At 68.1% G+C, this 23236-nt stretch carries 17 protein-coding genes; 14 read left to right on the top strand and 3 right to left on the bottom strand.

Going from position 1 to position 23236, the window contains the following annotated elements:
* Positions 1 to 28 precede the first annotated feature (28 nt).
* Positions 29 to 1048, top strand: coding sequence for a DNA-binding protein (locus tag B7G54_RS02560; RefSeq protein WP_085037610.1), 1020 nt, complete (start codon positions 29 to 31; stop codon positions 1046 to 1048).
* 238 nt (positions 1049 to 1286) lie between these two features.
* On the opposite strand, the gene B7G54_RS02555 is transcribed toward B7G54_RS02560, so the two are convergent.
* The gene (locus B7G54_RS02555) at positions 1287 to 2858 is read right to left on the bottom strand and encodes a hypothetical protein (RefSeq protein ID WP_085037609.1); all 1572 of its coding nucleotides are present in this window, start codon (positions 2856 to 2858) and stop codon (positions 1287 to 1289) included.
* Between the two features lie 305 nt (positions 2859 to 3163).
* On the opposite strand from B7G54_RS02555, the gene B7G54_RS02550 reads away from it, so the two are divergent.
* The 8 genes from B7G54_RS02550 (at position 3164) to B7G54_RS02515 (ending at position 13090) form a co-directional block, all read left to right on the top strand.
* On the top strand, positions 3164 to 3784 hold the full coding sequence (locus tag B7G54_RS02550; RefSeq protein ID WP_085037608.1) for a TetR/AcrR family transcriptional regulator: 621 nt from the start codon (positions 3164 to 3166) through the stop codon (positions 3782 to 3784).
* Positions 3785 to 4017: 233 nt separating this feature from the next.
* Positions 4018 to 5076 (top strand): NADP-dependent oxidoreductase, encoded by a 1059-nt coding sequence (locus B7G54_RS02545; RefSeq protein ID WP_085037607.1) that lies wholly within the window; start codon positions 4018 to 4020, stop codon positions 5074 to 5076.
* Positions 5077 to 5174: 98 nt separating this feature from the next.
* A complete protein-coding gene (locus B7G54_RS02540) occupies positions 5175 to 5474 on the top strand; it encodes a putative quinol monooxygenase (RefSeq protein WP_085037606.1) in 300 nt (99 codons plus the stop codon).
* A gap of 135 nt (positions 5475 to 5609) precedes the next feature.
* Positions 5610 to 6065, top strand: coding sequence for a (2Fe-2S)-binding protein (locus tag B7G54_RS02535; protein WP_085037605.1), 456 nt, complete (start codon positions 5610 to 5612; stop codon positions 6063 to 6065).
* 1 nt (position 6066) lies between these two features.
* Positions 6067 to 8289 carry a xanthine dehydrogenase family protein molybdopterin-binding subunit gene (locus tag B7G54_RS02530; protein ID WP_085037604.1) on the top strand — a complete coding sequence of 741 codons (2223 nt, stop codon included), beginning with the start codon at positions 6067 to 6069 and terminating at the stop codon, positions 8287 to 8289.
* Positions 8290 to 8303: 14 nt separating this feature from the next.
* The gene (locus B7G54_RS02525) at positions 8304 to 9602 is read left to right on the top strand and encodes a c-type cytochrome (RefSeq protein WP_085037603.1); all 1299 of its coding nucleotides are present in this window, start codon (positions 8304 to 8306) and stop codon (positions 9600 to 9602) included.
* A gap of 153 nt (positions 9603 to 9755) precedes the next feature.
* On the top strand, positions 9756 to 11201 hold the full coding sequence (locus B7G54_RS02520) for an NAD-dependent succinate-semialdehyde dehydrogenase (protein WP_085037602.1): 1446 nt from the start codon (positions 9756 to 9758) through the stop codon (positions 11199 to 11201).
* 410 nt (positions 11202 to 11611) lie between these two features.
* Positions 11612 to 13090 carry a sensor domain-containing diguanylate cyclase gene (locus B7G54_RS02515; RefSeq protein WP_085037601.1) on the top strand — a complete coding sequence of 493 codons (1479 nt, stop codon included), beginning with the start codon at positions 11612 to 11614 and terminating at the stop codon, positions 13088 to 13090.
* 54 nt (positions 13091 to 13144) lie between these two features.
* Here the strand turns inward: B7G54_RS02515 and tagH are convergent, their stop codons facing one another.
* Together tagH and B7G54_RS02505 are read right to left on the bottom strand one after the other, a co-directional pair.
* Complete coding sequence (gene tagH / locus B7G54_RS02510; protein WP_085037600.1) at positions 13145 to 14590, bottom strand: type VI secretion system-associated FHA domain protein TagH; 1446 nt, start codon at positions 14588 to 14590, stop codon at positions 13145 to 13147.
* Between the two features lie 44 nt (positions 14591 to 14634).
* Positions 14635 to 15021: a TssQ family T6SS-associated lipoprotein gene (locus B7G54_RS02505; protein ID WP_085037599.1), complete on the bottom strand. Its 387-nt coding sequence runs from the start codon at positions 15019 to 15021 to the stop codon at positions 14635 to 14637.
* Positions 15022 to 15651: 630 nt separating this feature from the next.
* On the opposite strand from B7G54_RS02505, the gene tssJ reads away from it, so the two are divergent.
* The 5 genes from tssJ to tagF are packed head-to-tail and all read left to right on the top strand — an operon-like array spanning position 15652 to position 23204.
* Positions 15652 to 16167 carry a type VI secretion system lipoprotein TssJ gene (gene tssJ / locus B7G54_RS02500; RefSeq protein ID WP_085037598.1) on the top strand — a complete coding sequence of 172 codons (516 nt, stop codon included), beginning with the start codon at positions 15652 to 15654 and terminating at the stop codon, positions 16165 to 16167.
* Positions 16164 to 17561, top strand: coding sequence for a type VI secretion system baseplate subunit TssK (gene tssK / locus B7G54_RS02495; RefSeq protein WP_085037597.1), 1398 nt, complete (start codon positions 16164 to 16166; stop codon positions 17559 to 17561). Before tssJ ends, tssK begins: the two co-directional genes overlap by 4 nt.
* Positions 17562 to 17576: 15 nt before the next feature.
* On the top strand, positions 17577 to 18899 hold the full coding sequence (locus B7G54_RS02490) for a DotU family type VI secretion system protein (RefSeq protein ID WP_085037596.1): 1323 nt from the start codon (positions 17577 to 17579) through the stop codon (positions 18897 to 18899).
* A gap of 1 nt (position 18900) precedes the next feature.
* Positions 18901 to 22527 (top strand): type VI secretion system membrane subunit TssM, encoded by a 3627-nt coding sequence (tssM, locus tag B7G54_RS02485; RefSeq protein WP_085037595.1) that lies wholly within the window; start codon positions 18901 to 18903, stop codon positions 22525 to 22527.
* Positions 22509 to 23204 (top strand): type VI secretion system-associated protein TagF, encoded by a 696-nt coding sequence (tagF, locus tag B7G54_RS02480; RefSeq protein ID WP_085037594.1) that lies wholly within the window; start codon positions 22509 to 22511, stop codon positions 23202 to 23204. Before tssM ends, tagF begins: the two co-directional genes overlap by 19 nt.
* The last annotated feature ends 32 nt before the right edge of the window (positions 23205 to 23236 follow it).

Raw genomic sequence — 23236 nt, 5'->3', positions numbered from 1 at the left:
ATTAACGAAATTACCGACCGAACCCGCCATGTCCGATCTCGCTGCCGACGAATCCCGCCTGACCGCCGAAATCGAGCGCCTCAAGGCCGACTTCCCGAAGACCCGCGAGCTGTATCGCGAAGCCTGCGCACTGCTGTTCTTCCGCTTCGGCATCACGCCCACCGCGAACCGCCTGTACCAGCTCGTTCGCAAGGGCAGCATGAGTACGCCAACGGCCGTCCTCGGCGAGTTCTGGGCCGAGTTGCGGGAAAAGAGTCGTGTCCGCATCGAGCATCCCGACCTGCCGGCCGATCTGCGGGCGGCCGCCGGTGAGCTGGTCGCGGCGCTGTGGAACCGATCGAGCGCCGATGCGTCCGCCGCGCTCGACGCGCTGCGCGCGGAGGTCGAAGCCGAGCGGGCGGCAGCAAGGGCGGACGTCGCAGCATTGCAGGCCGAACTGGCCCGCACCGAAATCGCGCTGGAGCAACGCACAGCCGCGCTGCTGGCCGCGCAGGTGCGCATCCAGGAACTGGAGCAGGCGAGGGCGGCGGACGACGCGTCGCGGCAAGCGCTGCAAGCGGAGATCGAGCGCCTGACGGCCGACAACGTGGAAGGCGACCGCGCACTTGCGCAGGCACGCGCGGATTTCACCACCCAGCTCGACCGGCTGCGCGACGACGCCGGCCGTGCCGAGGAACGCTTGCGCGCGTCGGAGAAGCGGGCGCTTCAGGAGATCGATCGCGAGCGGCTCGCGGCCGCGCGGCTGCAAAAGGAACTCGATGCGGCGGCCTCACGCAACGAACAACGCGATGCGCAGCAGCGGAAGGACATGGCCGCGCTTCAGGCGCAACTCGGCGACGCGCTGCATCGATGCGGCGTGCTTCAGGGGCAGCTCGACGGCGCGCAGGCGACCGATGTGGCACGCAGCAAGGAGCTCGATGCGCTGCGGCGCGAAATGACGGTGCTCGCGCGTCGGTCGCCGCTGCGCGGTTCGAAGGCGGCACCGGCCGCGCAGCGAGACGAGCGGAGGGCGCGCACGCGAAAGCGCGTCGACGAAGCGCCGCGCTGACGGCAAAGCCACAAGCGCGCGTCAGCCGAATGCGACGCACACCCGAAGCTCGAAGCTCGAAGCTCGCAAGCGAGCAAGCGAGCAAGCGAGCAAGCGAGCAAGCGAGCAAGCGAGCAAGCAGGCAAGCAGGCAAGCAGGCAAGCAGGCAAGCAGGCAAGCGAGCAAGCAGGCAAGCAGGCAAGCAAGCAAGCAAGCAACCGAGACCGCTCCCCCCCGATCGCCCGCCCGTCAATACAAATCAACCCGATACATACCGCGACGGCAGCGCCGGCGCGTCCGCCGGAATCGTGACGAGCGACGTGTTCAGCCAGCTCTGCGGCGTACCGTTCGACTGCGCATAGGCGCCGACGTACGGCATCATCCGCGTCGTCTGGTAGACCTGCGGCGTCCACCCGGCGGGCGCGAGGAAGATCGACGTCGCGCGCTTCTCGCTATACGCGGACGCACCATACGTCGAGATGTTCCACAGCGTCTGCTGATACGTCGCATAGTCGGCGTTATGCCGCGAACCGCCAGCCTGCCAGCCTTCCAGCTGGATGAACGTGTTGTACGTGCCGGCACCCGCGAGCAGGTTGTTCACCGTGCGCCCGTACAGGAACGACAGGATCAACCCGCAGTTCGCCGGCGCGAAATCGCTGCCGACGCTCAGGTAATAGCGACCCGTCGTGTTCAGGACCGACGCGTAGTGCGAGTTGCCGATATCCGTCGACGTCGTCAGCCCGCTCGCTCCCATGAAACTGTCGAATGCCTGCATCGTGACGCTCGCCGGCAGGTCGCTCGCCGCGCTGATCGCGACGATATGCGAGCCGGCCGCGAGCAGCGTCAGGAACGCGGACAGCGTGCCCGCGTTCCAGTTGCCCTGCGCATCGGCGAATGGAAACGCGCGGTAGCCCGACAGCGCGAACACCGCCGGATCGGAGCCGGCCTGCCACGCGATCTGCGGCACCCACATCGTCAGCGGGCCTGCGTTCGATGCGCCGGACACGTACTGCTTCAGCGCATCGATGAGCTGCGCATCGGCAGCGGGCAGCACACCATACGCCGCGCCGTTCTGCCAGCGCTGCACCCATTGCGCGACGAAGCCCGCGAGCTGGCCGCCGCTGAAGTCGGCCGGCGGCACATAGCCGAGCGGGCCGGTACTTTGGTAAGCGGACTGGATCGCCGCAGCCGTGCGCACGTTGCTGCCGAACATGCTGTTCGCGAAATCCTGGCAGTTGTTGGCCGGCGGCGTCGCGAGTTGCGCGAGCGGGACGACCCACGCGCCGTTCGCGGTCGCAACGCCGCGGTACAGCGTGAGATTTGCCACCGAGTCGTGACCGGGAAACGTGGCGGCGTCGGCGCCCGACACGTAGCCGGCCGACGGTGTGACGCTGACGGTGGTCGGCTGCGACCCGAACGGATGCGTGTACGAGATCGCAAACGACGCGTCGCCGCCGGCAATGCTGAACGATCCCGTGCAATCACCCCAGCTGTTCGACGCGCTGACGGCGGTCGATTGCCCGGTCGCAACCTGCGCTTGCGACGCCTGCGGCAGCGAGCCGCTCTGGCTTGCGGCATTGCCGTACGCGAGCGTCGTCGACGGGATCGTATTGACGACGTTGATCGTGATCGAGCGGTCGGCGATGCCGTAGCTGCGCGTGGATGCATCCGCCGCACCCGCAGCGGCAAACGACGACGCGGGCGTCGGGTTGCCGTCGCCGCCGCAGGCAGCCAGCGTCCCGACGAGCGGCGACAAGGTCAGCGCGGCGCCGCGCTGGATGAAGCGCCGGCGATTCGGCGCGGACGGGCGTTCGGGTTTCGAAGCGGTCATGGGCGTTCCTGGTCACGGGTTCGAGAGGCGGCAGCGGACGATCCGGCGCATTGCACACGTGTGCAATGCCGGCCGAAGCTTCCCGGCTGCCGGCACATGCGCCGCGCGTATTTATGCGGGAGATCGATGAAACGCCCGCGACGAAACCGAGTCATGCGTATGACGCCACGCACGCGGCAACGCGGGAGAGGGGGGAATGCCGGCGCGGCGTTTGGGCGACTGGCGAGGATCGGGTAAAGTGCCGCTCAACATGCCGGATCGACGTTACTAGACGACCGGTCTAATCGTTGCTACCATACGCCATCATGAATGCATCTTCAGGCGCGGAAGTCCGCCAGCACATCCTGAATATCGCCAAGCCGATCATGCTCCACAAGGGGTTTTCGGCGGTCGGTCTGAACGAGATTCTCGCTGCGGCGGGCATCCCGAAGGGCTCGTTCTACCATTACTTCGGCTCGAAAGAGGCATTCGGCGAAGCGCTGCTCGAATCGTATTTCGACGGCTATCTCGCGCATCTCGACAACCTGCTCAAGCATCAGGCCGGCACGGGCGCCGAGCGCCTGATGACGTACTGGCGCAACTGGCTGCACACGCAATGCGCGGACGATCCGGAAGGCAAGTGCCTCGCGGTGAAGCTCGGCGCGGAAGTGTCGGACCTGTCGGAGGCGATGCGCGCGGTGCTGCGGCACGGCACGAGCCAGATCATCGAGCGGCTCGCGGGCGGCATCGAGGCCGGGCTGGCCGACGGCTCGCTGAGCGGGGTCGCCGATCCGTCGCATACGGCCGCGATCCTTTACGAGCTGTGGCTGGGCGCGACGCTGCTGGAAAAGATTCACCGCAACCGCAAGCCGCTCGAAAGAGCAATGGTCGAAACGCGGCGCATGCTGAACCTGCCGCCGGTCGAGCAGGGCGGAACGCAGCCGTAACCCGGGCGCGCAGCGGCGCGCCTTGTTTTTACCCTGATTCTAGACGACTGGTCTACTCAAATACGCATGACGAACGTGCCGCGCCGCGTTACGCTGTCCCGATTGTTTCAACCGCACGCACGCAGCCGCGACGGCCTCAGCGCCGACGCTGCCGCATGCGCGCGTCTCCTGCTGGCCCATCCCTGATTCGATCGTGCCCACGAAGCACGTCCACCCTGTTGACGGAGGCTCACATGCCGCAAAGCAAGACCGCAAATCGCCAGATCGTCCTGAATTCGCGCCCGGTCGGCGCGCCGACGCCGGACAACTTTCGCGCCGAGACCGGTGACGTGCCGACGCCCGGCGCCGGCCAGGTGCTGCTGCGCACGGTCTGGTTGTCGCTCGACCCGTACATGCGCGGCCGGATGAGCGACGCGCCGTCCTATGCCGCGCCGGCCGAACTTGGCCAGGCGATGGTCGGCGGCACCGTCAGCCAGGTCGTCGCATCGAACCTGCCCGCGTTCCGCGAAGGCGATCTCGTCGTTGCCGGCGCCGGCTGGCAGGACTATGCGTTGTCCGACGGCCGCGACCTGATTCCGCTCGGCCGCGACTTCGCGCATCCGTCGTATGCGCTCGGCGTGCTCGGCATGCCGGGCTTCACCGCCTATACGGGGCTGCTGAAGATCGGCGAGCCGAAGGCCGGCGAAACCGTGGTCGTCGCGGCGGCGAGCGGCGCGGTCGGCGCGGTGGTCGGTCAGATCGCGAAGCTGAAGGGCTGCCGCGTGGTCGGCGTCGCGGGCGGCGCCGACAAGTGCGCGTACGTGACCGATACGCTCGGTTTCGACGCGTGCGTCGACCACCGCGATCCTGCGTTCGCCGCCAAGCTGAAGGACGCGTGTCCGAACGGTATCGACGTCTATTTCGAGAACGTCGGCGGGGCCGTGTTCGACGCGGTGTGGCCGCTGCTCAACGACCATGCGCGCGTGCCGGTGTGCGGGATCATCGCGCATTACAACGACACCGCGTATGACGACACCGCGCTGTCGACCGGCCGCGACCGCGTGCCGGCGTTGATGGGCACGATCCTGCGCAAGCGCATCCGGATGCAGGGTTTCATCATCCTGGATCACTATGCAACCGGCTATGCGCCGTTCATGAAGGAAATGAGCGAATGGGTCGCGCAGGGCAAGGTGAAGACGCTCGAGGACGTCGTCCCCGATCTGGCCGATGCGCCGGAAGCGCTGATCGGCTTGCTTGCCGGCAAGAACTTCGGCAAGGTCGTCGTGCGCGTGGGCCCGGACGAACTGGCCTGACACGACGGTACCGGCGCGCAGCAACAAGCGACCGGCCACCGGCGTCGCATGACGCAGGCGGCCGGCTTTTCCAATTCCGTTTCGATAGGAGTGACAAGATGGCGCTTCACGTGATTGCTTCCCTGTTCGTGAAACCCGAACACGCGGAGGCCGCCGAGGCCGAACTGCGCAGCTTGGTCGCCAAGACGCGCACCGAACCGGGCAACCGGCGCTACGACCTGTTCCGCGAGCAGGGCGGTTCGCCGAACCTGCACCTGTACGAGATCTACGACGACCAGGCGGCCTTCGACGCGCACCTCGCGAGCCCATATTTCGGCGAATTCCGTACGAAGTCGGCCGACTGGTTCACCGCGCCGCCGGTCATCAAGGTGCTGTCGGGCATCGACGTCGCCGAATAACCGCGCAGCACCACCGTCGCGGCTTGCTCCCACCCGGGCCGCGCGGCACCCGCCGCACGGCGCGCGGCGGCGAGGACCACAACACGCGGCGCATTGTTCGCGCCGCTTCCCCAATACACCGGCCCCGGAGGCTGAATGATCACCCTCAACATCAACGGCGAAGCCCGCTCGGTCGACGCCCCCGACGACATGCCCTTGCTCTGGGTGCTGCGCGACGTCGTCGGCCTCACCGGCACGAAGTTCGGCTGCGGGATCGCGCAATGCGGCGCATGCACCGTGCATCTCGACGGCGTCGCCGCGCGCTCGTGCGTGCTGCCGGTCGCGGCGGTCGCGGGCCGCAAGATCACGACGATCGAAGCCGTCGGCGCGACGCCGGCCGGTCACAAGGTCCAGCAGGCGTGGCGCGAGCTCGACGTCGTCCAGTGCGGCTACTGCCAGTCGGGGCAGGTGATGGCCGCCACCGCGCTGATCGCGTCGAACCCGAACCCGAGCGACGCCGACATCGACGCGGCAATGGCTGGCAATATCTGCCGCTGCGGCACGTACAACCGGATTCGCGCGGCCGTGAAGCAAGCCGCGAAGGAGGCGTGACATGTCGCGAGGACTGATCGAAGCCGGCCGGGCCGGCACAGGCGTATCGCGCCGCTCGTTCCTCAAGCTCGGCATGTCGCTGGGCGCGGCGGCCGGCGGCGGCTTGCTGCTCGGCTTCAGCCTGCCGGCTGCGGGCGACGATGCGCGCCGTTCGGTGATCGGCGGCGACGGCGATGAAACCGCGCGCGCCGGCGTGTTCGCACCGAACGCGTTCGTGCAGATCGACCGTGCCGGCAAGGTCACGCTGGTGATGCCGAAGGTCGAGATGGGGCAAGGCGTCTACACGGCGCTGCCGATGCTGATCGCGGAAGAGCTCGAAGTGCCGCTGTCGAGCGTGACGCTCGACCATGCGCCGCCGAACGAGAAACTGTTCCTCGATCCGCTGCTCGGCGGCCAGCTCACCGGCGGCTCGACGTCGGTGCGCTATGCATGGGAGCCGCTGCGCCGCGCGGGCGCGACCGCACGTACGCTGCTGGTCGCGGCGGCCGCAAAGCAATGGAAGGTCGATCCGGCCACCTGCCGCGCCGCGAATGGCGAGGTGCAGCATCCGTCGAGCGGCCGGCGCGCGTCGTACGGCCAACTCGCCGATGCTGCGGCAAAGCTGCCGGTGCCGAAGGACGTCGCGCTGAAGAAGCCGGCGGATTTCAAGCTGATCGGCACGCCCGCGAAGCGGCTCGATTCGCCGGAGAAGGTCGACGGTACCGCGCAATTCGGGCTCGACGTGCGCCTGCCGGGCATGCTGTACGCAGTGATCGTGAACAGCCCCGTGTTCGGCGGCACGGTCGCGAGCGTCGACGAGTCAGCCGCGAAGAAGATCCCCGGCGTGCGTCAGGTCGTGCGCGTCGACAACGCGGTGGCGGTGATCGGCGATCACACGTGGGCCGCGAAGCGCGGCGCGTCGGCGCTGGTCGTGAAATGGAATGAAGGTGCGGACGCGAAGGTGTCGATGAAGGACATCGTCGCGGATCTCGCGCAGGCCGCGGCGAACGGCAAGGGCGCGGTCGCGCGCAAGGATGGCGACGTCGGCAACGCGTTCGCGAATGCGAAGACGCGCGTCGACGCCGTCTACGAACAGCCGTTCCTCGCGCACGCGACGATGGAACCGGTGAACTGCACGGTGCACGTGCGCGGCGACGGCTGCGAGATCTGGGTCGGCACGCAGGTGCCGACGCGGGCGCGCGATACCGTGCAGCAGCTCACGGGCCTCGCGCCCGACCGGATCGTCGTGCATAACCACCTGCTCGGCGGCGGCTTCGGCCGGCGGCTCGAGACGGACATGATCGGCCAGGCCGTGAAGGTCGGCAAACAGGTCAACGCGCCCGTGAAGGTCGTCTGGACGCGCGAGGAAGACATCCAGCACGACATGTACCGCCCGTACTACTACGACCGGATCTCGGCCGGGCTCGACGCGAACGGCAAGCCGATCGCGTGGCAGCACCGGATCGTCGGCTCGTCGATCATCGCCCGTTTCGCGCCGCCCGCCTTCAAGGACGGCGTCGATCCCGACGCGGTCGAGGTCGCGGCCGAATTGCCGTACGACCTGCCGAACCAGCTCGTCGACTACGTGCGCCAGGAGCCGCGCCATATCCCGACCGCGTTCTGGCGCGGTGTCGGGCCGACGCGCGGCACCTTCGTGGTCGAGAGCTTCATCGACGAGCTGGCCGCGCAGACCAAGACCGACCCCGTGCAATACCGCCGCGCGCTGCTCGGCAAGACGCCGCGCGCGCTCAACGTGCTCGACGTCGCGACGAAGGCGGCCGGCTGGGGCGGCCCGGCGCTGCCCAAGGGGCAAGGGCGCGGCGTCTCGGTGATGCACGCATTCGGCAGCTTCTTCTCGATCGTCGTCGACGTCGCAGTGGATAACGGCGAGGTGCAGGTAAAGCGTGTCGTCTGCGCGGTCGATTGCGGCATGGTTGTCAACCCGAACACGATTGAGGCACAGGTGCAGGGCGGCATCGTCTTCGGGATCACGGGCGCACTGTACGGCGAGATCACGATCGAGGACGGCCGCGTCGTGCAGAGCAACTTCACCGACTACCGGATGCTGCGGATCAACGAAACGCCGCCGATCGAGGTGCATCTGGTGAAAAGCGGCGAAGCGCCGGGCGGGATCGGCGAGCCGGGTACGGCCGCCACGGCCGCGGCGCTGTCGAACGCGATCTTCGCGGCAACCGGCAAGCGGCTGCGCAAGCTGCCGGTCGGCGACCAGCTGAAGTCGGCTTGAAGGGAGCGACGAACATGCAAAACCTCACCCTGAAGATGCTCGGCACGTCGTTGCTCGCCGTGTCTGCGCTGCTGGCGGGCACGACTGCGCATGCCGCGCAGGCGGCACCGGCCGACAGCGCGCTCGTCGCGCGCGGCGCGTATCTCGCGAAAGCGGGCGACTGCGTCGCGTGCCACACCGCGCCGCGCGGCACGCCGTTCGCCGGCGGCCTGAAGATGGTCACGCCGATGGGCGCGATCTACACGACCAACATCACGCCCGACCCGGAGACTGGCATCGGCGGCTATACGGAAGCCGAATTCGCCGGCGCGCTGCGCAAGGGCGTGGCGAAGGACGGCCATCACCTGTATCCGGCGATGCCTTACCCGTCCTACGCGAAGCTGAAGGACGACGACGTGAAGGCGCTGTACGCGTACTTCATGCACGGCGTCGAACCGGTGAAGCAGGCGAACCGGCCGTCCGACATCCCGTGGCCGCTCAACATGCGCTGGCCGCTCGCGTTGTGGAACATGGTGTTCCTCGATACGACGCCGTATGCCGACAAGCCGGCCAAGGACGCGATGTGGAACCGCGGCGCGTATCTCGTGCAGGGGCTCGGGCACTGCGGGTCGTGCCACACGCCGCGCGGCGTCGGCTTCCAGGAAAAGGCGCTCGACGAAGGCGGCACGGCGTTCCTGTCGGGCGCGCCGATCGACGACTGGTTCGCGTCGAACCTGACCGGCGAACACAACACGGGGCTCGGCCGCTGGAACGAGGCCGAGGTCGCGCAGTTCCTGAAGACCGGCGCGAACCGCCATGCGACCGCGTTCGGCTCGATGGTCAGCGTGATCAACCACAGCACGCAGGCGCTCTCCGACGACGATCTGGCGGCGATGTCCCGTTACCTGAAATCGCTGCCGGCGGCGGGCGGCACGGGCGCACCGCCGTACAGCTATGATCCGAAGGTGACGCAGGTCGCGCTGGGCCGGCCGGCAACCGATCCGGGCGCGAAGGTGTATAACGCTTACTGCCTGCATTGCCACGGCGCGGACGGGCGCGGCTACGCGCCGCTGCTCGCGCCGCTCGCCGGCAATCCGAACGTGCTCGAAGCCGATGCCGCGTCGCTGATCAACGTGACGCTGAACGGCAGCGAGACGCTCGTGATCGATGGCGTGCCGTCCGCGTATCCGATGCCGGCGTTCTCGAACCAGTTGAACGACCGGCAGATCGCCGACGTGCTGACGTTCATGCGCGCGGGCTGGAACAACGGCGCGCCGGCCGTGCAGGCGGCGGACGTCGCGAAACTCCGCAAGGCGACGGCAGCCGCGCGCTGAGCGCGGCTTCATGCGGAACGATGGCGTGGCGGCGTGCCCGCCATCGCCGCCGCCGGGTGCGTGCCTGCCCCGGCGGCCTGGCATTTTTCTGTCAACCGGCGCGCGGCCGTTTGCGGCAGCGCGCGTTTATCGACGCAATGTAGGGGTGTCTGGATGGCTAACGTGACTTATACGGATACGCAACTGCTGATTGACGGCGAGTGGGTCGACGCCGCGAGCGGCAAGACGATCGACGTCGTGAACCCGGCGACCGGCAAGGCGATCGGCAAGGTGGCCCACGCGGGCATCGCCGATCTCGACCGTGCGCTCGCCGCTGCGCAACGCGGCTTCGAGGCGTGGCGCAAGGTGCCCGCGCACGAGCGCGCGGCGACGATGCGCAAGGCGGCCGCGCTGGTGCGCGAGCGCGCCGACGCGATCGCACAGCTGATGACGCAGGAACAGGGCAAGCCGCTCACCGAAGCGCGCGTCGAAGTGCTGTCGGCGGCGGACATCATCGAATGGTTCGCGGACGAAGGCCGCCGCGTGTACGGCCGGATCGTGCCGCCGCGCAACCTCGGCGCGCAGCAGACCGTCGTGAAGGAGCCGGTCGGCCCGGTCGCCGCCTTCACGCCGTGGAATTTCCCCGTCAACCAGGTCGTGCGCAAGCTGAGCGCCGCGCTGGCAACCGGCTGCTCGTTCCTCGTGAAAGCACCGGAAGAAACCCCCGCATCGCCGGCCGCGCTGCTGCGCGCCTTCGTCGACGCGGGCGTGCCGGCCGGCGTGATCGGCCTCGTGTACGGCGATCCGGCCGAAATCTCGTCGTACCTGATTCCGCACCCGGTGATCCGCAAGGTCACGTTCACGGGGTCGACGCCGGTCGGCAAGCAGCTCGCCGCGATGGCGGGCCTGCACATGAAACGCGCGACGATGGAACTGGGCGGGCACGCGCCGGTGATCGTGGCCGAGGACGCCGACGTCGCGCTCGCGGTGAAGGCCGCCGGCGGCGCGAAGTTCCGCAACGCGGGGCAGGTCTGCATCTCGCCGACGCGCTTTCTCGTGCACAACAGCATCCGCGACGAATTCACGCGCGCGCTGGTCAAGCATGCCGAAGGGCTGAAGGTCGGCAACGGCCTCGAGGAAGGCACCACGCTCGGCGCGCTCGCGAACCCGCGCCGGCTCACCGCGATGGCGTCGGTCGTCGACAACGCGCGCAAGGTCGGCGCGCGCATCGAAACCGGCGGCGAGCGGATCGGCTCGGAAGGCAACTTCTTCGCGCCGACCGTGATCGCAAACGTGCCGCTCGAAGCGGACGTGTTCAACAACGAGCCGTTCGGCCCGGTTGCGGCGATCCGCGGTTTCGACAAGCTCGACGATGCGATCGCGGAAGCGAACCGTCTGCCGTTCGGTCTTGCCGGCTACGCATTCACGCGTTCGTTCGCGAACGTGCACCTGCTCACGCAGCGCCTCGAAGTCGGGATGCTGTGGATCAACCAGCCGGCGACGCCGTGGCCGGAAATGCCGTTCGGCGGCGTGAAGGACTCGGGCTACGGGTCGGAGGGCGGGCCGGAAGCGCTGGAGCCGTACCTCGTCACGAAGTCGGTGACGGTGATGGCCGTCTGACGTCCGTCTGATGGTCGATCGATCGCGTGCGCGGCGCCATTGGCGTGGCGCGCGCGATCGGCGCGGGCCGGGCGGTACGCCCGGTCTCGCGCCGGTTTTTCCCGCCAGCCGTGCATTCGAACGGCAACCGGCCGGGCATTTCAATACGCGTGTCGCTGCGGATGGATTGTTTCAATTCCGTCATCAGCGACGACACACGCCACACCACACCCCTCGGTGAATGGGCGTCGGCACCCGGTGCCGGCCCGCGCGGAACACGCTCCGCTCGATACCGCTCAGGTCACGTCATCAGCAACCTTGCAAGTACGGGCTGCACCTCGTACCCGAACGCCGCACTTTTTGGTATAGGTTATTCAGAACAAACCATAACGACCGGTGCGTCAGCGTCGGCCCCATCTGAGAGGAAACGGATGCATCCGCGGTCGGCAGCGCCGTACTACGTTGTGCTGGTGGGAACCTTGATCGCGTGCGCGCTGATGGGCCTCTGCGTGTTGCAGTTGTTTCAGAGCCGTCAGGACGCGCTCGATCGCGCACGCGATACGTCGCGGAACCTGGCGCTCGTCGCCGAGCGCGATATCGAACGCAATATCGAGTTGTACGGCCTGTCGCTGGAGGCGGTGATCCAGGGCCTTCAGCGCCCGGACGTCATGGCGGCCTCGCCGGCCTTGCGCCGCGGCGTCCTGTTCGATCACGCGATGACGGCGCAATTTCTCGGCTCGATGCTCGTGCTGGATTCGGCCGGCAACATCATCCTGGATTCGGAGAACGACGTGCCGCGACGGGGCAATTTCGGCGACCGCAAGTACTTTACGGTTCACCGGGACAATCCCGACGCCGGGCTTTACATCAGCGCGCCCTATGCGTCCCGCCTGCGCGGCGGCTCGCTCAGCGTGGCGCTGACGCGCCGCGTGTCGAATCCGGACGGCTCGTTCGGCGGCATCGTGATGATCGCGGTCAATCTCGAATATTTCCACACGCTGTTTGCCGGCATCGCGCTCGGCTCGCACGGCGCGATTTCACTGATCGGCACGAACGGCATCATGTTCATGCGCCAGCCGTACGACGTGCACACCATTGGTCGCGACATCAGCAAGGCAGCAACGTTTCGCCATTTCCAGACTGCGCCGGAAGGCTCGTTCATCGAGACCTCGGTGATCGACAACGTGCGCCGCCTGTACTATTTCAAGACGCTGCCGCACCTGCCGCTGATCATCATGGTCGCCGAGGCGGAGCAGGACATCTACGCCGCCTGGCGGCGCCGGGCAATCACGATCGGCGCGCTGGTGGCGGCCTTCGGCGCGGCGTTCATCGCGCTGTCCTTCATGCTGGGCACACAGCTGCGGCGCAGGATGCGAGCCGAATCCGAACTGGTCATGCTCGCGCGTACCGACGGCCTCACCGGGCTCAACAATCGCCGTTCGTTCGGGGAAGTGCTTGACCTCGAATGGCGCCGCGCACGCCGTGCCCGCTCGGTATTCTCACTGCTGTTCGTCGACGTCGACCGCTTCAAGGCCTATAACGACACGTACGGCCACCAGGCCGGCGACGACGCGCTGGCGGCGGTTGCACGGTGCATCGGCGAGAACATCCGGCGGCCCGCGGACACCGCAGCCCGCTATGGCGGCGAGGAATTCGTCGTGATCCTGCCTGATACGCCGGCCACGGGCGCCACCGAGATCGCCGAACGCATTCGCGCGGCCATCGACGGGCTGGCGATCGAACATGCGGAAAGCGAATTCGGGCGCGTCACCGCGAGCATCGGCGTGGCAAGCTGGGCACCGGGGCAGGAAGGGGCAGTCGAGTCGGTGATCAAGGCGGCCGACGAGGCGTTGTACCACGCGAAGGAATCCGGGCGAAACAAGGTCGCCTCGCGTGAGGCGAACACCTGACGCCACCGCCGGCACGCCTCGCCCGCTGCCGGCGGCGGCCGTTCCGTTCGACGCTCAATGCCGGCCGCTGCCGCGATAGCTTTCCACTTCCGCGTCGTACGCCGCCAGAAACGCCTTGCCGAATACCGACGCGAAATCGTCCTCGATCGCGAACACCGTGTCGCGATGGGTCGCCGCGTAGCGATCCCACATCCTCGCCTTGTACAGCACGGGCACGCGCTTCTCGTACCAGCGCATAGCGTCGTCCCGCTCGCGCAGGCGTTGCGGTGAGAAGCGCGTCAGCAGGTCCATCAACGCAGCGCGCATGCCGGCGACCATGCCGATCTGGTGCGCATGCAGATCCTGGAACGCGTCGCTGACCGCGCTCTGCGGCGACATGAAGCCCGGCAGCGGCAGCCCGAACATCTGCCGCAACACGGCGCCGCCGTCCGGCAGCAGCTTCAGCGGGTTGTTCTCGCGATCGAGCAGCATCGTCATGTGCGCCTTCACCTCGCGCTTCAGGATGCTGCGCGACGACAGAAGCTCGACCGTGCCGTTCGCGAACAGCGCCAGTAACTGGCCCGCGATGTACAACTGTTCGGCCGACCACTGATGGGATTCGGCGGCCGTATCGAGTCCCGCGCCCTCGAAGAACGCGCTCAGCAGTTCATCGGGCGTCGGCGCACGCGCCGCATGCGGCGCCGGTTCGTCGGCCGGCCGCGCATCGGTGTGCGCAGTGGCCGGCTGCACGCGCACGTGCTGCGTCCACTCGGGCGCATGGTCGGCCTGCGTCGCGGCCGCCCCTTCGCGATCCGCGTTGCCGCGATCGACTCGCGGCGCCGTGTGCGATGCGCCGAACTCGCCCGGCGACTGCGCGAACAGGTCGAGCGGATCGGTCGACAGCTGGTGCAGGTCGTGCTGCGAAGGCGCGGGCGGTACGGCCTGCGCCGCGTGGTTTGCCGGCTGTGCTGCGTCCGCACGTGCGGGGCCGCGTGGCCGTGTACCGGCATCCGCCGCCTTGCCGCGCGGGGCGAGACGATCCTGGAGGAGCCCCCACAGCCGGTTGCCGGCGCCTTTCGTATCGACACGTGAAGGCGATGCTTGTGCGGGCGCCGCTGCTGCCCGCGCCGGGGCCTGCGTATCGACGTGCGTGCCGGTATCGGTCGCCATGTCGATGACCGGCGCATCGTCGCCGTCGTCGCCATCGTCACGTTCCGCGCGCAGCACGTACGGCCCGATGCGGATGATGTCGCCGGTGTTGAGCGGTCGCTCCTGCGCATAGCCGACAGGCTCGCGGTTCACTTCGATCGTCGATACGCTGCTCAGATTCTTCAGCAGGCATGCGTCGTCGCCGACCTGCAGCAGCGCCTGCAGCCGCGAGATCTGCCGCGTGTCGTCGCGCAACACGAGATGGTTGTCGCTGGCCCGGCCGATGGTGCCGCCCGGCGGATGAAACACGACGGCGTCGTAGGAGTCGTTTTCGACCGGCTCGCCGGCATGTTCGATCACGATCAGTTGCATGTCATACGTCGCTCGGTGAAGCGCTCGCGTGGAAGCCGGTTCGTTCAGGATGACGACGCATGCCTGCGGCGCGCGAATTCGAACGCGGGCCCCCAGATCGGATGCCCCTTCTCGGCAGGGGACAAGTCGAAGCGCGGGTTGAGGTCGAGAATTTTCGAGAACTCGGCACGGCACGGCGTGATGCGGTTCGTCACGCAGTAGCTGAACGCGAGGAGCTTGTGCGCGGCAACCTGCGTGTCGGGGTCGGCGCCGTCGATCTCCTTCGCGTGGCTCAGCAGTGCGATCGTGCGCCCGTAGTCGCCGGTGTCGTACGCGGCGCGCGCGCTATCGACTGTCGCGCGTGCAGCCGACTGTGCCGGGGACGTACTGCACCCGCCGGCCCCCAGCAACCATGCGCCGAGGAAAAGAACGAGCGATGAACGACCTTTCATTATTGAATTAAAGATTGGCGTAATTGGAAGGTGGCATACAGGCGCTGTTGGATTCTAGTGCCAATCATAAGCATCGAACCAGCTGTTACGTTTTGTTTCATTTGGGCAATCTGTTTCCACATGAATGCAGAATCGACTACGAATTTCAGTGCTTGTTAATCCGTAAAAACGGCCTATAGTTCGCTGTGTTTTTCGGATTCGTCAGTTGTTTGGCCAGCGCACGTCAATGCACGGAAAACCGGACCGTCCGTTCGTGCAAAACGAATAGCCTGGCCACCGTCAGCGTCGCGAGTGCCCCTGGCTCGGCGGCCGGCCAGCTTGCGCCCCGCGCCCATCCGACAGGTGTCCACGCCATGGAACCGGGCTGCCCAGGCACATCGGCCGGATTAACTTGTGCCATTAATTTACCAACGTAAATTCAATTACCCATCATTTCGCCAAAAGCGACTTTCAAAAACCCTGAATGATATGACCCGGCTTTTTACAAGAATAATTTGCCGACATGGATTGCAATGGATGGATATGCTGGCTACACAGTTACCGATCAATTAATTGTCCCTTTTTTCAATCAGATCATCCGGTTTCGAAGTCGAAAACCGGCGCGCGGCTATTGGGTGGCGAGGGTGGAATATGCAATGGCGGTCGAGCAGTTTCATCGTATGGGGATGCGTGATGCTGTTGCCGGGATGCGGCGCGACGGAGCATGCCGCGGCGGTGCCGTATGCGATCACGGTTGACGTTGCGCCCGACGTCAACCCCGACTCGAACCGCAAGCCTTCGCCGATCGTGCTGAAGGTGTTCCAGCTCCGCGCGGCGGCGTCGTTCGACAGCGCCGATTTCTTCTCGCTGCAGGACAAGCCGGAGAACGTGCTCGGTGCCGACCTGCTCGGCACCGACCGCGTGATCCTGCGGCCGGGCGAGTCGCGCACGCTGCACTATCGCGGCAACGTCGAGGCCGGCGCGATCGGCGTGGTCGCCGAATACCGCATGCTCGAAAAGAACCGCTGGCGGCTGACGGTGCCGCTGCCGCGTGCGAAGCAGCTCAATCTCTACAAGTTCTGGCAGACGTCGCCGGGCGAGCTGAAGCTGGCGATCGCGGTCAGGAACGGCGGCATCGCACTGAACGATGCGAAGGGGCGCCCATGACCGAACCGACGATGTCCGCGACACCGGTCGCGGCGCTCCGCCAGCGGGTGGTGTGGACCGAGGGGATGTTCCTGCGGCCGCAGCATTTCCAGCAGCTCGAACGGCACTGGGAACGCTACGTCGCGCTGCGCTGCCTGCCGCTGCAAGGCTTCTACTGGGGCTTCGACACGCTGGAGCTCGATCGTGAGCAACTGGCGCTCGGCAAGGTTGCGCTGCGCACCGCGTCGGGGGTGATGCGCGACGGCACGCCGTTCGACCTGGCCCATCCGGACGATCTCCCCGAACCGCTCGACGTGCCGGCCGATGCGAAGGATCAGCTCGTCGTGCTCGCGCTGCCGCTGTGGCGCGGCGGCGGCGAGGAGGTGTCGTTCGGTGCCGGCGGCGGCCATGCCGCAAACGGCACGAACGGCAGTACCGACGTCGCACGCTACGTCGTGCGCGAATACGAAGTGGCCGACGCGAACGCGGTCGCGCTCGGCCCCGCGCTGCTGCAGACGGGCCGCCTGAACGTGCGGCTGATGCTCGAAGCCGAGCTGACCGGCGACTGGCACGCACTCGGCGTCGCACGGATCGTCGAGCGGCGCACCGACGCGCGGCTGCTCGTCGACGACGGCTACATTCCGCCGCGCCTCGTCGCGCAGCACGACGCCGTGCTGCTGGCCTATGCACGCGAGCTGCACGGGCTGCTCACGCAGCGCAGCGAAGCGCTCGCGGAACGGCTGTCGGAGCCCGGGCGGGGCGGCGTGTCGGAAGTCGCAGATTTCCTGCTGCTGCAGCTCGTGAACCGCTATCTCGCGCTGACCTGGCATGCGCAGCAGCACGTGTCGACCCATCCGGAGGCGCTGTTCTGCGACTGGCTGAAGCTCGCATGCGACCTGAGCACGTTCACGGCGGCCGGCCGGCGCCCGCAATCGCTCGCCGTCTACGTGCACGACGACCTGCGCACGAGCTTCGCGGAACTGATGACCGAGCTGCGCCGGTCCCTATCGACGGTGCTCGAGCAAAACGCGATCCAGATCGAGCTGCGCGATGCGGGCAACGGCATCCGCGTCGCGACGCTGGCCGACCCCGCGCTGCGCGACACGGCCGGCTTCGTGCTCGCGGTGCGCGCGGACGTGCCGGCCGACAGCCTGCGCGCGCGTTTTCCGGCGCAGGCGAAGCTCGGGCCGGTCGAGCGGATCCGCGATCTCGTGCAGTTGCAGCTGCCGGGCATCACGATGCGCCAGTTGCCGGTCGCGCCGCGGCAGATCCCGTATCACGCGGGCCATACGTACTTCGAGATCGACAAGGGCAGCGACCTGTGGAAGCAGCTGGCACGCTCCGGCGGTCTCGCTTTTCATTTCGCCGGCGAATTCCCTGGGCTCTCGATGGAGTTCTGGGCGATACGCGGGTGAGGGCGGGGTGACGCGATGAATACCTCCTCCGACTCGATTTCCCCCGGCGCAGGCGGATTCGTGCCGCCGAATCCGGGCGGCATGCATCCGGCCGCGGCGGGAGCGGCCGGCCCGACCGCGACGCAGCCGCGCCCCGGGCGCTGGGCCGCGAGCGGCACGAACCCGCTCGTCGCAGCCGCGAATCCGCTGCTCAACCTGGTGCCGCAGATTCGCTCGACCGTACATCACCCGAATCCGGCGTGGCTGCGCGAGCATCTGGTCGTCGAGATCCGGCAGTTCGAGGCACGTGCGCAGGAGGCCGGCGTGCCGTCGGAAGCGATCATCGGCGCGCGCTACTGCCTGTGTACGGCCCTCGACGAAGCGGCTGCGCTGACGCCGTGGGGCGGCAGCGTGTGGTCGTCGCACAGCCTGCTCGTGTCGTTTCACAACGAGACCTGGGGCGGCGAGAAATTCTTCCACCTGCTCGAACGCCTGTCGCAGCAGCCGCGCCAGCATCTCGACCTGCTCGAGCTGCTGTATTTCTGTCTCGCGCTCGGCTTCGAGGGCCGCTATCGCGTACTCGACAACGGCCACGCGCAGCTCGACGCGCTGCGCCGCCAGCTCGCGCAGACGATCCGCTCGGTGCGCGGCGAATTCGAACCGGCTCTGTCGCCGCACTGGCGCGACGTCGTCACGCGCGACGTCGCGCGCCGCTTCGTCGTGCCGCTGTGGGTATGCGTGGCGCTCGCGCTGCTGATCGGCTTCGGCGTGTTCGTCGGGCTGCGGATTGCGCTCGCCGGGCATTCGGATCGGCTGTTCGCATCGATCGACGCGCTGCACGTGCCGAAGCTGCAGCCCGCGCAGGCGCCGCCGCGCCCGGCGCCGGCGCCGCGCATCGCGAAGTTCCTGGCACCGGAGATCGCGGCCGGCCTCGTGTCGGTGCGTGACAACGCCGATCGCAGCGTGATCGTGCTGCGCGGCGACGGGTTGTTCAAGTCTGGCTCGACGTCGGTAATCGACCGCTACGTGCCGGTGCTCGCGCGGGTGGCCGATGCGCTGAACAAGGTGCCCGGCAACGTGCGCGTGACCGGCTATACCGACGACACGCCCGTGCATACGGCGCGCTTCGCGTCGAACTGGGACCTGTCGCGCGAACGCGCGGAAGCCGTGCGCGGCATGATCGCCGCGCGGCTCGACCATCCGGAACGGCTCGCGGCGGAAGGGCGCGGCACGCTCGATCCGGTTGCACCGAACGATTCGCCGGCGAACCGCGCGCTGAACCGGCGCGTCGAGATCACGCTGCTGCCGGCGCCCGGCAGTGCCGCCGTCGGCGCGAGCGCCACGCAGGGGGCCAACTGAAATGAACCAGGCTGTCGCGCGTTTCGTCCGGCCATTGCCGTCGCGGGAGATCTGGACCTTCGCCGGTCTCGTCGTGCTTGCGTGCTTCGTGTGGCTCGCGGGCCCGCTGTTCGCGTTCGCCGAGATCCGGCCGCTCGAAAGCGGCTGGGCGCGCGGGCTGACGATCGCGGTGCTGTTCATCGCGTGGGGCGCGCGCGTGGCCTGGCACAGCTGGCGCGCCGGCCGCCTCAACGCGCAGTTGCTGAACCAGCTGCGCGAGGCCGCGCCGGGGCCGGCCACCGCCGACGATCCGGCGAAAGCGCAGCTCGACGAGTTGCGCAGCCGCTTCGACGAAGCCGCGACGCTGCTGAAGAAAGTCCGCTTCGGGCAGGCCGACGCGGTGCGCAAGGGGCTGCCGCGCTGGTTCGACCGGATGTCGCGCCAGTATCTGTACCAGCTGCCGTGGTACGTGTTCATCGGCGCGCCGGGCTCGGGCAAGACCACCGCGCTCGTGAACTCCGGGCTCAGCTTTCCGCTCGCCGAGCAGTTCGGCCGCGCGGCGATTCGCGGCGTGGGCGGCACGCGGCATTGCGACTGGTGGTTCACGAACGATGCGGTGCTGATCGACACGGCCGGCCGCTATACGACGCACGAGGGCAACCGCGCGCTCGACGAGGCCGAGTGGAAAGGCTTCGTCGACCTGCTGAAGAAATACCGTACGCGCCAGCCGCTGAACGGCGCGATGCTGACGATCAGCGTCGCCGACCTGCTCGGTGCGTCGGAAGCCGAGCGCACGCAGCACGCGATGGTGCTGCGCAAGCGGCTGCTCGAACTGCGCGCGCAGCTCGGCATCCGTTTTCCCGTGTACCTGCTCGTGACGAAGGCCGACCTGCTCGCGGGCTTCGCCGAGTATTTCAGCAGCTACGGCCGCACGGAATGTGCGCAGGTGTGGGGTTTCACGTTCCCGCTCGCGCAAAGCGAGGCGCCGGGCTTCGACCTGCGCGCGGCATTCGACCGCGAATACCGGCTGCTGCACCAGCGGCTGAACGACGGGCTGCCCGAACTGCTCGCCGCGCAGACCGACGCACGCCAGCGCGAAATGACGTACCTGCTGCCCCAACAGATCGCCGACCTGCAGGACATGCTCGGCCAGTTCGTCGCCGAGGTGTTTTCCGTGTCGAGCTACGAACCGATGCCGATGCTGCGCGGCGTTTACCTGACGAGCGGCACGCAGGAAGGCACCGCGTTCGACCGCGTGATGAGCGGCATCAAGCGCTTCCTGAAGATCGAGGGCGTGCCGCCGGTCGCGCAGGTCGGCTCGACCGGGCGCAGCTTCTTCCTGAAGTCGCTGCTGCAGGAGCACATCTTCCGCGAAGCCGCGCTCGCCGGCAGCGACCTGCGCTGGCACCAGAAGCGGCGCGTGTTGCAGATCGCCGGTTACGTGCTGCTCGCGCTGGTGTGCGTGGCCGTGCTGTTCGCGTGGCTGCGCAGCTATTCGAACAATCGCGCGTATCTCGACCAGATCGCCGCGCGTGTGCCGGCCGTCGATGCGCAGATCGCCGGTGCGACATTCTCCGATGCGGCCGACGTCGCCCGCCTGCTGCCCGTGCTCGATGCGCTCGGCGGCCTCGCGAATGCGGGCGGCGTCGACCTGCAGCATCCGCCGCTCGCGTACCGGTGGGGGCTGTTCCAGGGCGAGAAGATCGACGAAGCCGTCGACGCCGAGTACCGGCGTGCGCTCGAAGACGTGCTGCTGCCGATTGCCGCACGCCGGATGGAGGCCGCGCTGCGCGACGCGCGGCCCGACGAGACCGAGTACGCGTATGCGGCGCTGAAGGCCTACCTGATGCTGTACGACAGCGCGCACTATGATCCCGCGTTCGTGCAGGCCGTCGTCGACCTCGAAATGGAACGCGCGCTGCCGCCCGATTTCTCGCCCGCCGAACGCACCGCGCTGCGCGCACATCTCGCCGCGCTGTTCGGCGGCCGCGTCGCAGTGTCGCCGTATCCGATGAACGAGCGGCTCGTGGCCGACGTGCGCGACCGGCTGCGGCAGGTGCCGTTCTCGCAGCGGCTGTACCGGCAGCTCACGCTCACGCTGCGGCCGGCCACCTCCGCGTTCGACTTCAGCGTCGCGCGGGCAGTCGGCCCCGATGCTTCACTGGTGTTCCGCCGCCAGGGCGGCAAGCCGCTGTCGGAAGGCGTGCCGGGCCTCTATACGCGCAACGGCTATCGCAACGTGTTCGCGCCGCGCCTGGCCGGCGAGGTCGACGCCTACGGGCGCGAGGAAGTGTGGGTGCTGAACCTGGGGCTGTCCGAGATTCCGGGGCCGAACGACGCGGCTGCATGGGCGCGCGACATCCGCCAGCTCTACCTGAACGACTACCTGAAGATCTGGGACGACTATCTCGCCGACATCAAGCTGCAGCGCACCGCGACGCTCGCGCAGAGCATCCAGGTGGCGCGCGCGCTGTCGTCCGCCGATTCGCCGCTCACGCGGCTGATGGTCGCGCTCGCGCGCGACACGGCGCTCGGCGATGCGCCGGGCGGGGCGCGCAATCTTGCCGCGCGCGCGCAGGACAAGGTCGACGAGGCGCGCAGCTCGCTGTCGCAGATCTTCGCGGGCCAGGGAAGCAATTCGAGCGCGTCCGCGGCGGCGCCCGCGAGCGCCGAGCAGATCGTCGACAGCCACTTCGCCGGGCTGCGCGCGTTCGCGCCGGGCAGCGGCGACCAGGCCCAGGCGTTCAACGAAGTGTTGAAGTCGATCGACGCGCTGTACACGTACCTGACGGCCACCGACGACGCGCTGAGGAGCGGCGCGCAACCGCCGCCGTCCGACGCGCCCGCCAGGCTGCGCGCCCAGGCCGGCCGCCTGCCGACGCCGTTCCGCGAAGTGCTCGACGACCTGTCGAACGTCGCGAACGGCAGCGTCGCGACCGTCGAGCAGCGCAGCGTCGCGACGCGGGCCGGCGCGAACGTCGGCGACTTCTGCCGGCAGGCGATCGCAGGCCGCTATCCGTTCGCGCGCGGATCGTCGCGCGACGTCGCGCCGGCGGATTTCGCGCAGATGTTCGCACCCGGCGGCCTGATGGACGACTTCTTCCAGAAGAACCTGCAGTCGATCGTCGATACGACGTCGCACCCGTGGCGCTTCGCGAACCGCAATGCGGACGCCGATCCGTCGGCCGCCGCGATGCTGTCGTCGTTCGAGAAGGCGGCAGTGATCCGCGATGCCTATTTCGGCGGTGGTGCGCGCACCGCGCAGCTGAAGGTGCAGATCCAGCCGCTCGAAATGGACCCGGCGATCACGGAGATGGTGCTCGACGTCGACGGGCAGATCGTCCGCTACGCGCACGGCCCGCTCGTGCAGAGCGCCGTGGACTGGCCGGGCCCGCGCGGCAGCAACCAGGTGCGGCTGCAGGTGTCGGGGCAGGCCGGTGCGACCGACGGATTCTCGGCCGTCGGGCCGTGGGCGCTGCACCGGCTGTTCGACCGCGCGGCCGTGTCGGCCGGGCGCGGCTCCGACCAGATGATTGCGCGCTTCACGGTCGACGGCAAACCGATCGTGCTGCAAGTGAATGCGGGCAGTGTCCGCAACCCGTTCAGGCTGCCCCAGATGGAGTCCTTTACATGCCCGCCGAAGCCATGAGCCCGACACCGCCGTTCACGCGTACCGACGGCGCTGCGCCGGCCTGGTACGGGAAGATTCCCGGCGCCGGCGACTTCGTGAACAGCCGGCTGCCGCACGCGCTCGCGCTGTGGTGGGAGCGCTGGCTCCAGCAGGGGATGGCCGCGATGCGCCAGCGCGGCGCCGACGAGATCGAGCGCCACTACACGGTCGCGCCGGTCTGGAATTTCCTGATTCCGGCGGGCGCCGGCGCGTCGTGCGTGCAGCCGGGCTGCCTCGCGCCGAGCTGCGACCGCGTGGGGCGCTACTACCCGGTGATCGTCACGCTGCCGATGCGCGCGGCCGATTACTGGAACGGGCTGCCGGATGCCGCCGATGCGTTCTACTGGCAGGTCGGCCAGGCGCTGCTCGACGCGATCCGCCATGCGCGCGCGCCGGGCGATCTCGAGCAGATGCTCGAACGCGTGCGGCTCGCGCCCGGCGACGACAAGTACGCGGACATCGTCGACGGCATGCCGGCGCCGCCGCCGGAACGGCCGGCCCCGGCCGCGTGGCCGGGCCTGTCCGGTTACTTCGATCCGCACGGCGGCACCAGCTTCTGGTGGACCAACCGCGCGGACGGCTCGCCGCTGCGCACGCATGCGCATACGGGCACGCCTGACAACGCGCTGTTCCTGACGCTGTTCGGCGGCAGCTAGCGCCCCGGCTGAGGGACGGCGGGCCACCCGGC

Origin of the sequence: Burkholderia puraquae, from assembly GCF_002099195.1 — a bacterium.
In the GTDB taxonomy this organism is placed as follows: domain Bacteria; phylum Pseudomonadota; class Gammaproteobacteria; order Burkholderiales; family Burkholderiaceae; genus Burkholderia; species Burkholderia puraquae.
Note: the sequence above shows the minus strand (reverse complement) of the source record. Positions and strands in the feature narration are given on the sequence as shown.

Bases quoted from the DNA above. Each gene is read 5' to 3' on its own strand.
- B7G54_RS02560 (WP_085037610.1), top strand. From the start codon at position 29: ATGTCCGATCTCGCTGCCGACGAATCCCGCCTGACCGCCGAAATCGAG.
- B7G54_RS02555 (WP_085037609.1), bottom strand. From the start codon at position 2,858: ATGACCGCTTCGAAACCCGAACGCCCGTCCGCGCCGAATCGCCGGCGC.
- B7G54_RS02550 (WP_085037608.1), top strand. From the start codon at position 3,164: ATGAATGCATCTTCAGGCGCGGAAGTCCGCCAGCACATCCTGAATATC.
- B7G54_RS02545 (WP_085037607.1), top strand. From the start codon at position 4,018: ATGCCGCAAAGCAAGACCGCAAATCGCCAGATCGTCCTGAATTCGCGC.
- B7G54_RS02540 (WP_085037606.1), top strand. From the start codon at position 5,175: ATGGCGCTTCACGTGATTGCTTCCCTGTTCGTGAAACCCGAACACGCG.
- B7G54_RS02535 (WP_085037605.1), top strand. From the start codon at position 5,610: ATGATCACCCTCAACATCAACGGCGAAGCCCGCTCGGTCGACGCCCCC.
- B7G54_RS02530 (WP_085037604.1), top strand. From the start codon at position 6,067: ATGTCGCGAGGACTGATCGAAGCCGGCCGGGCCGGCACAGGCGTATCG.
- B7G54_RS02525 (WP_085037603.1), top strand. From the start codon at position 8,304: ATGCAAAACCTCACCCTGAAGATGCTCGGCACGTCGTTGCTCGCCGTG.
- B7G54_RS02520 (WP_085037602.1), top strand. From the start codon at position 9,756: ATGGCTAACGTGACTTATACGGATACGCAACTGCTGATTGACGGCGAG.
- B7G54_RS02515 (WP_085037601.1), top strand. From the start codon at position 11,612: ATGCATCCGCGGTCGGCAGCGCCGTACTACGTTGTGCTGGTGGGAACC.
- tagH (WP_085037600.1), bottom strand. From the start codon at position 14,590: ATGCAACTGATCGTGATCGAACATGCCGGCGAGCCGGTCGAAAACGAC.
- B7G54_RS02505 (WP_085037599.1), bottom strand. From the start codon at position 15,021: ATGAAAGGTCGTTCATCGCTCGTTCTTTTCCTCGGCGCATGGTTGCTG.
- tssJ (WP_085037598.1), top strand. From the start codon at position 15,652: ATGCAATGGCGGTCGAGCAGTTTCATCGTATGGGGATGCGTGATGCTG.
- tssK (WP_085037597.1), top strand. From the start codon at position 16,164: ATGACCGAACCGACGATGTCCGCGACACCGGTCGCGGCGCTCCGCCAG.
- B7G54_RS02490 (WP_085037596.1), top strand. From the start codon at position 17,577: ATGAATACCTCCTCCGACTCGATTTCCCCCGGCGCAGGCGGATTCGTG.
- tssM (WP_085037595.1), top strand. From the start codon at position 18,901: ATGAACCAGGCTGTCGCGCGTTTCGTCCGGCCATTGCCGTCGCGGGAG.
- tagF (WP_085037594.1), top strand. From the start codon at position 22,509: ATGCCCGCCGAAGCCATGAGCCCGACACCGCCGTTCACGCGTACCGAC.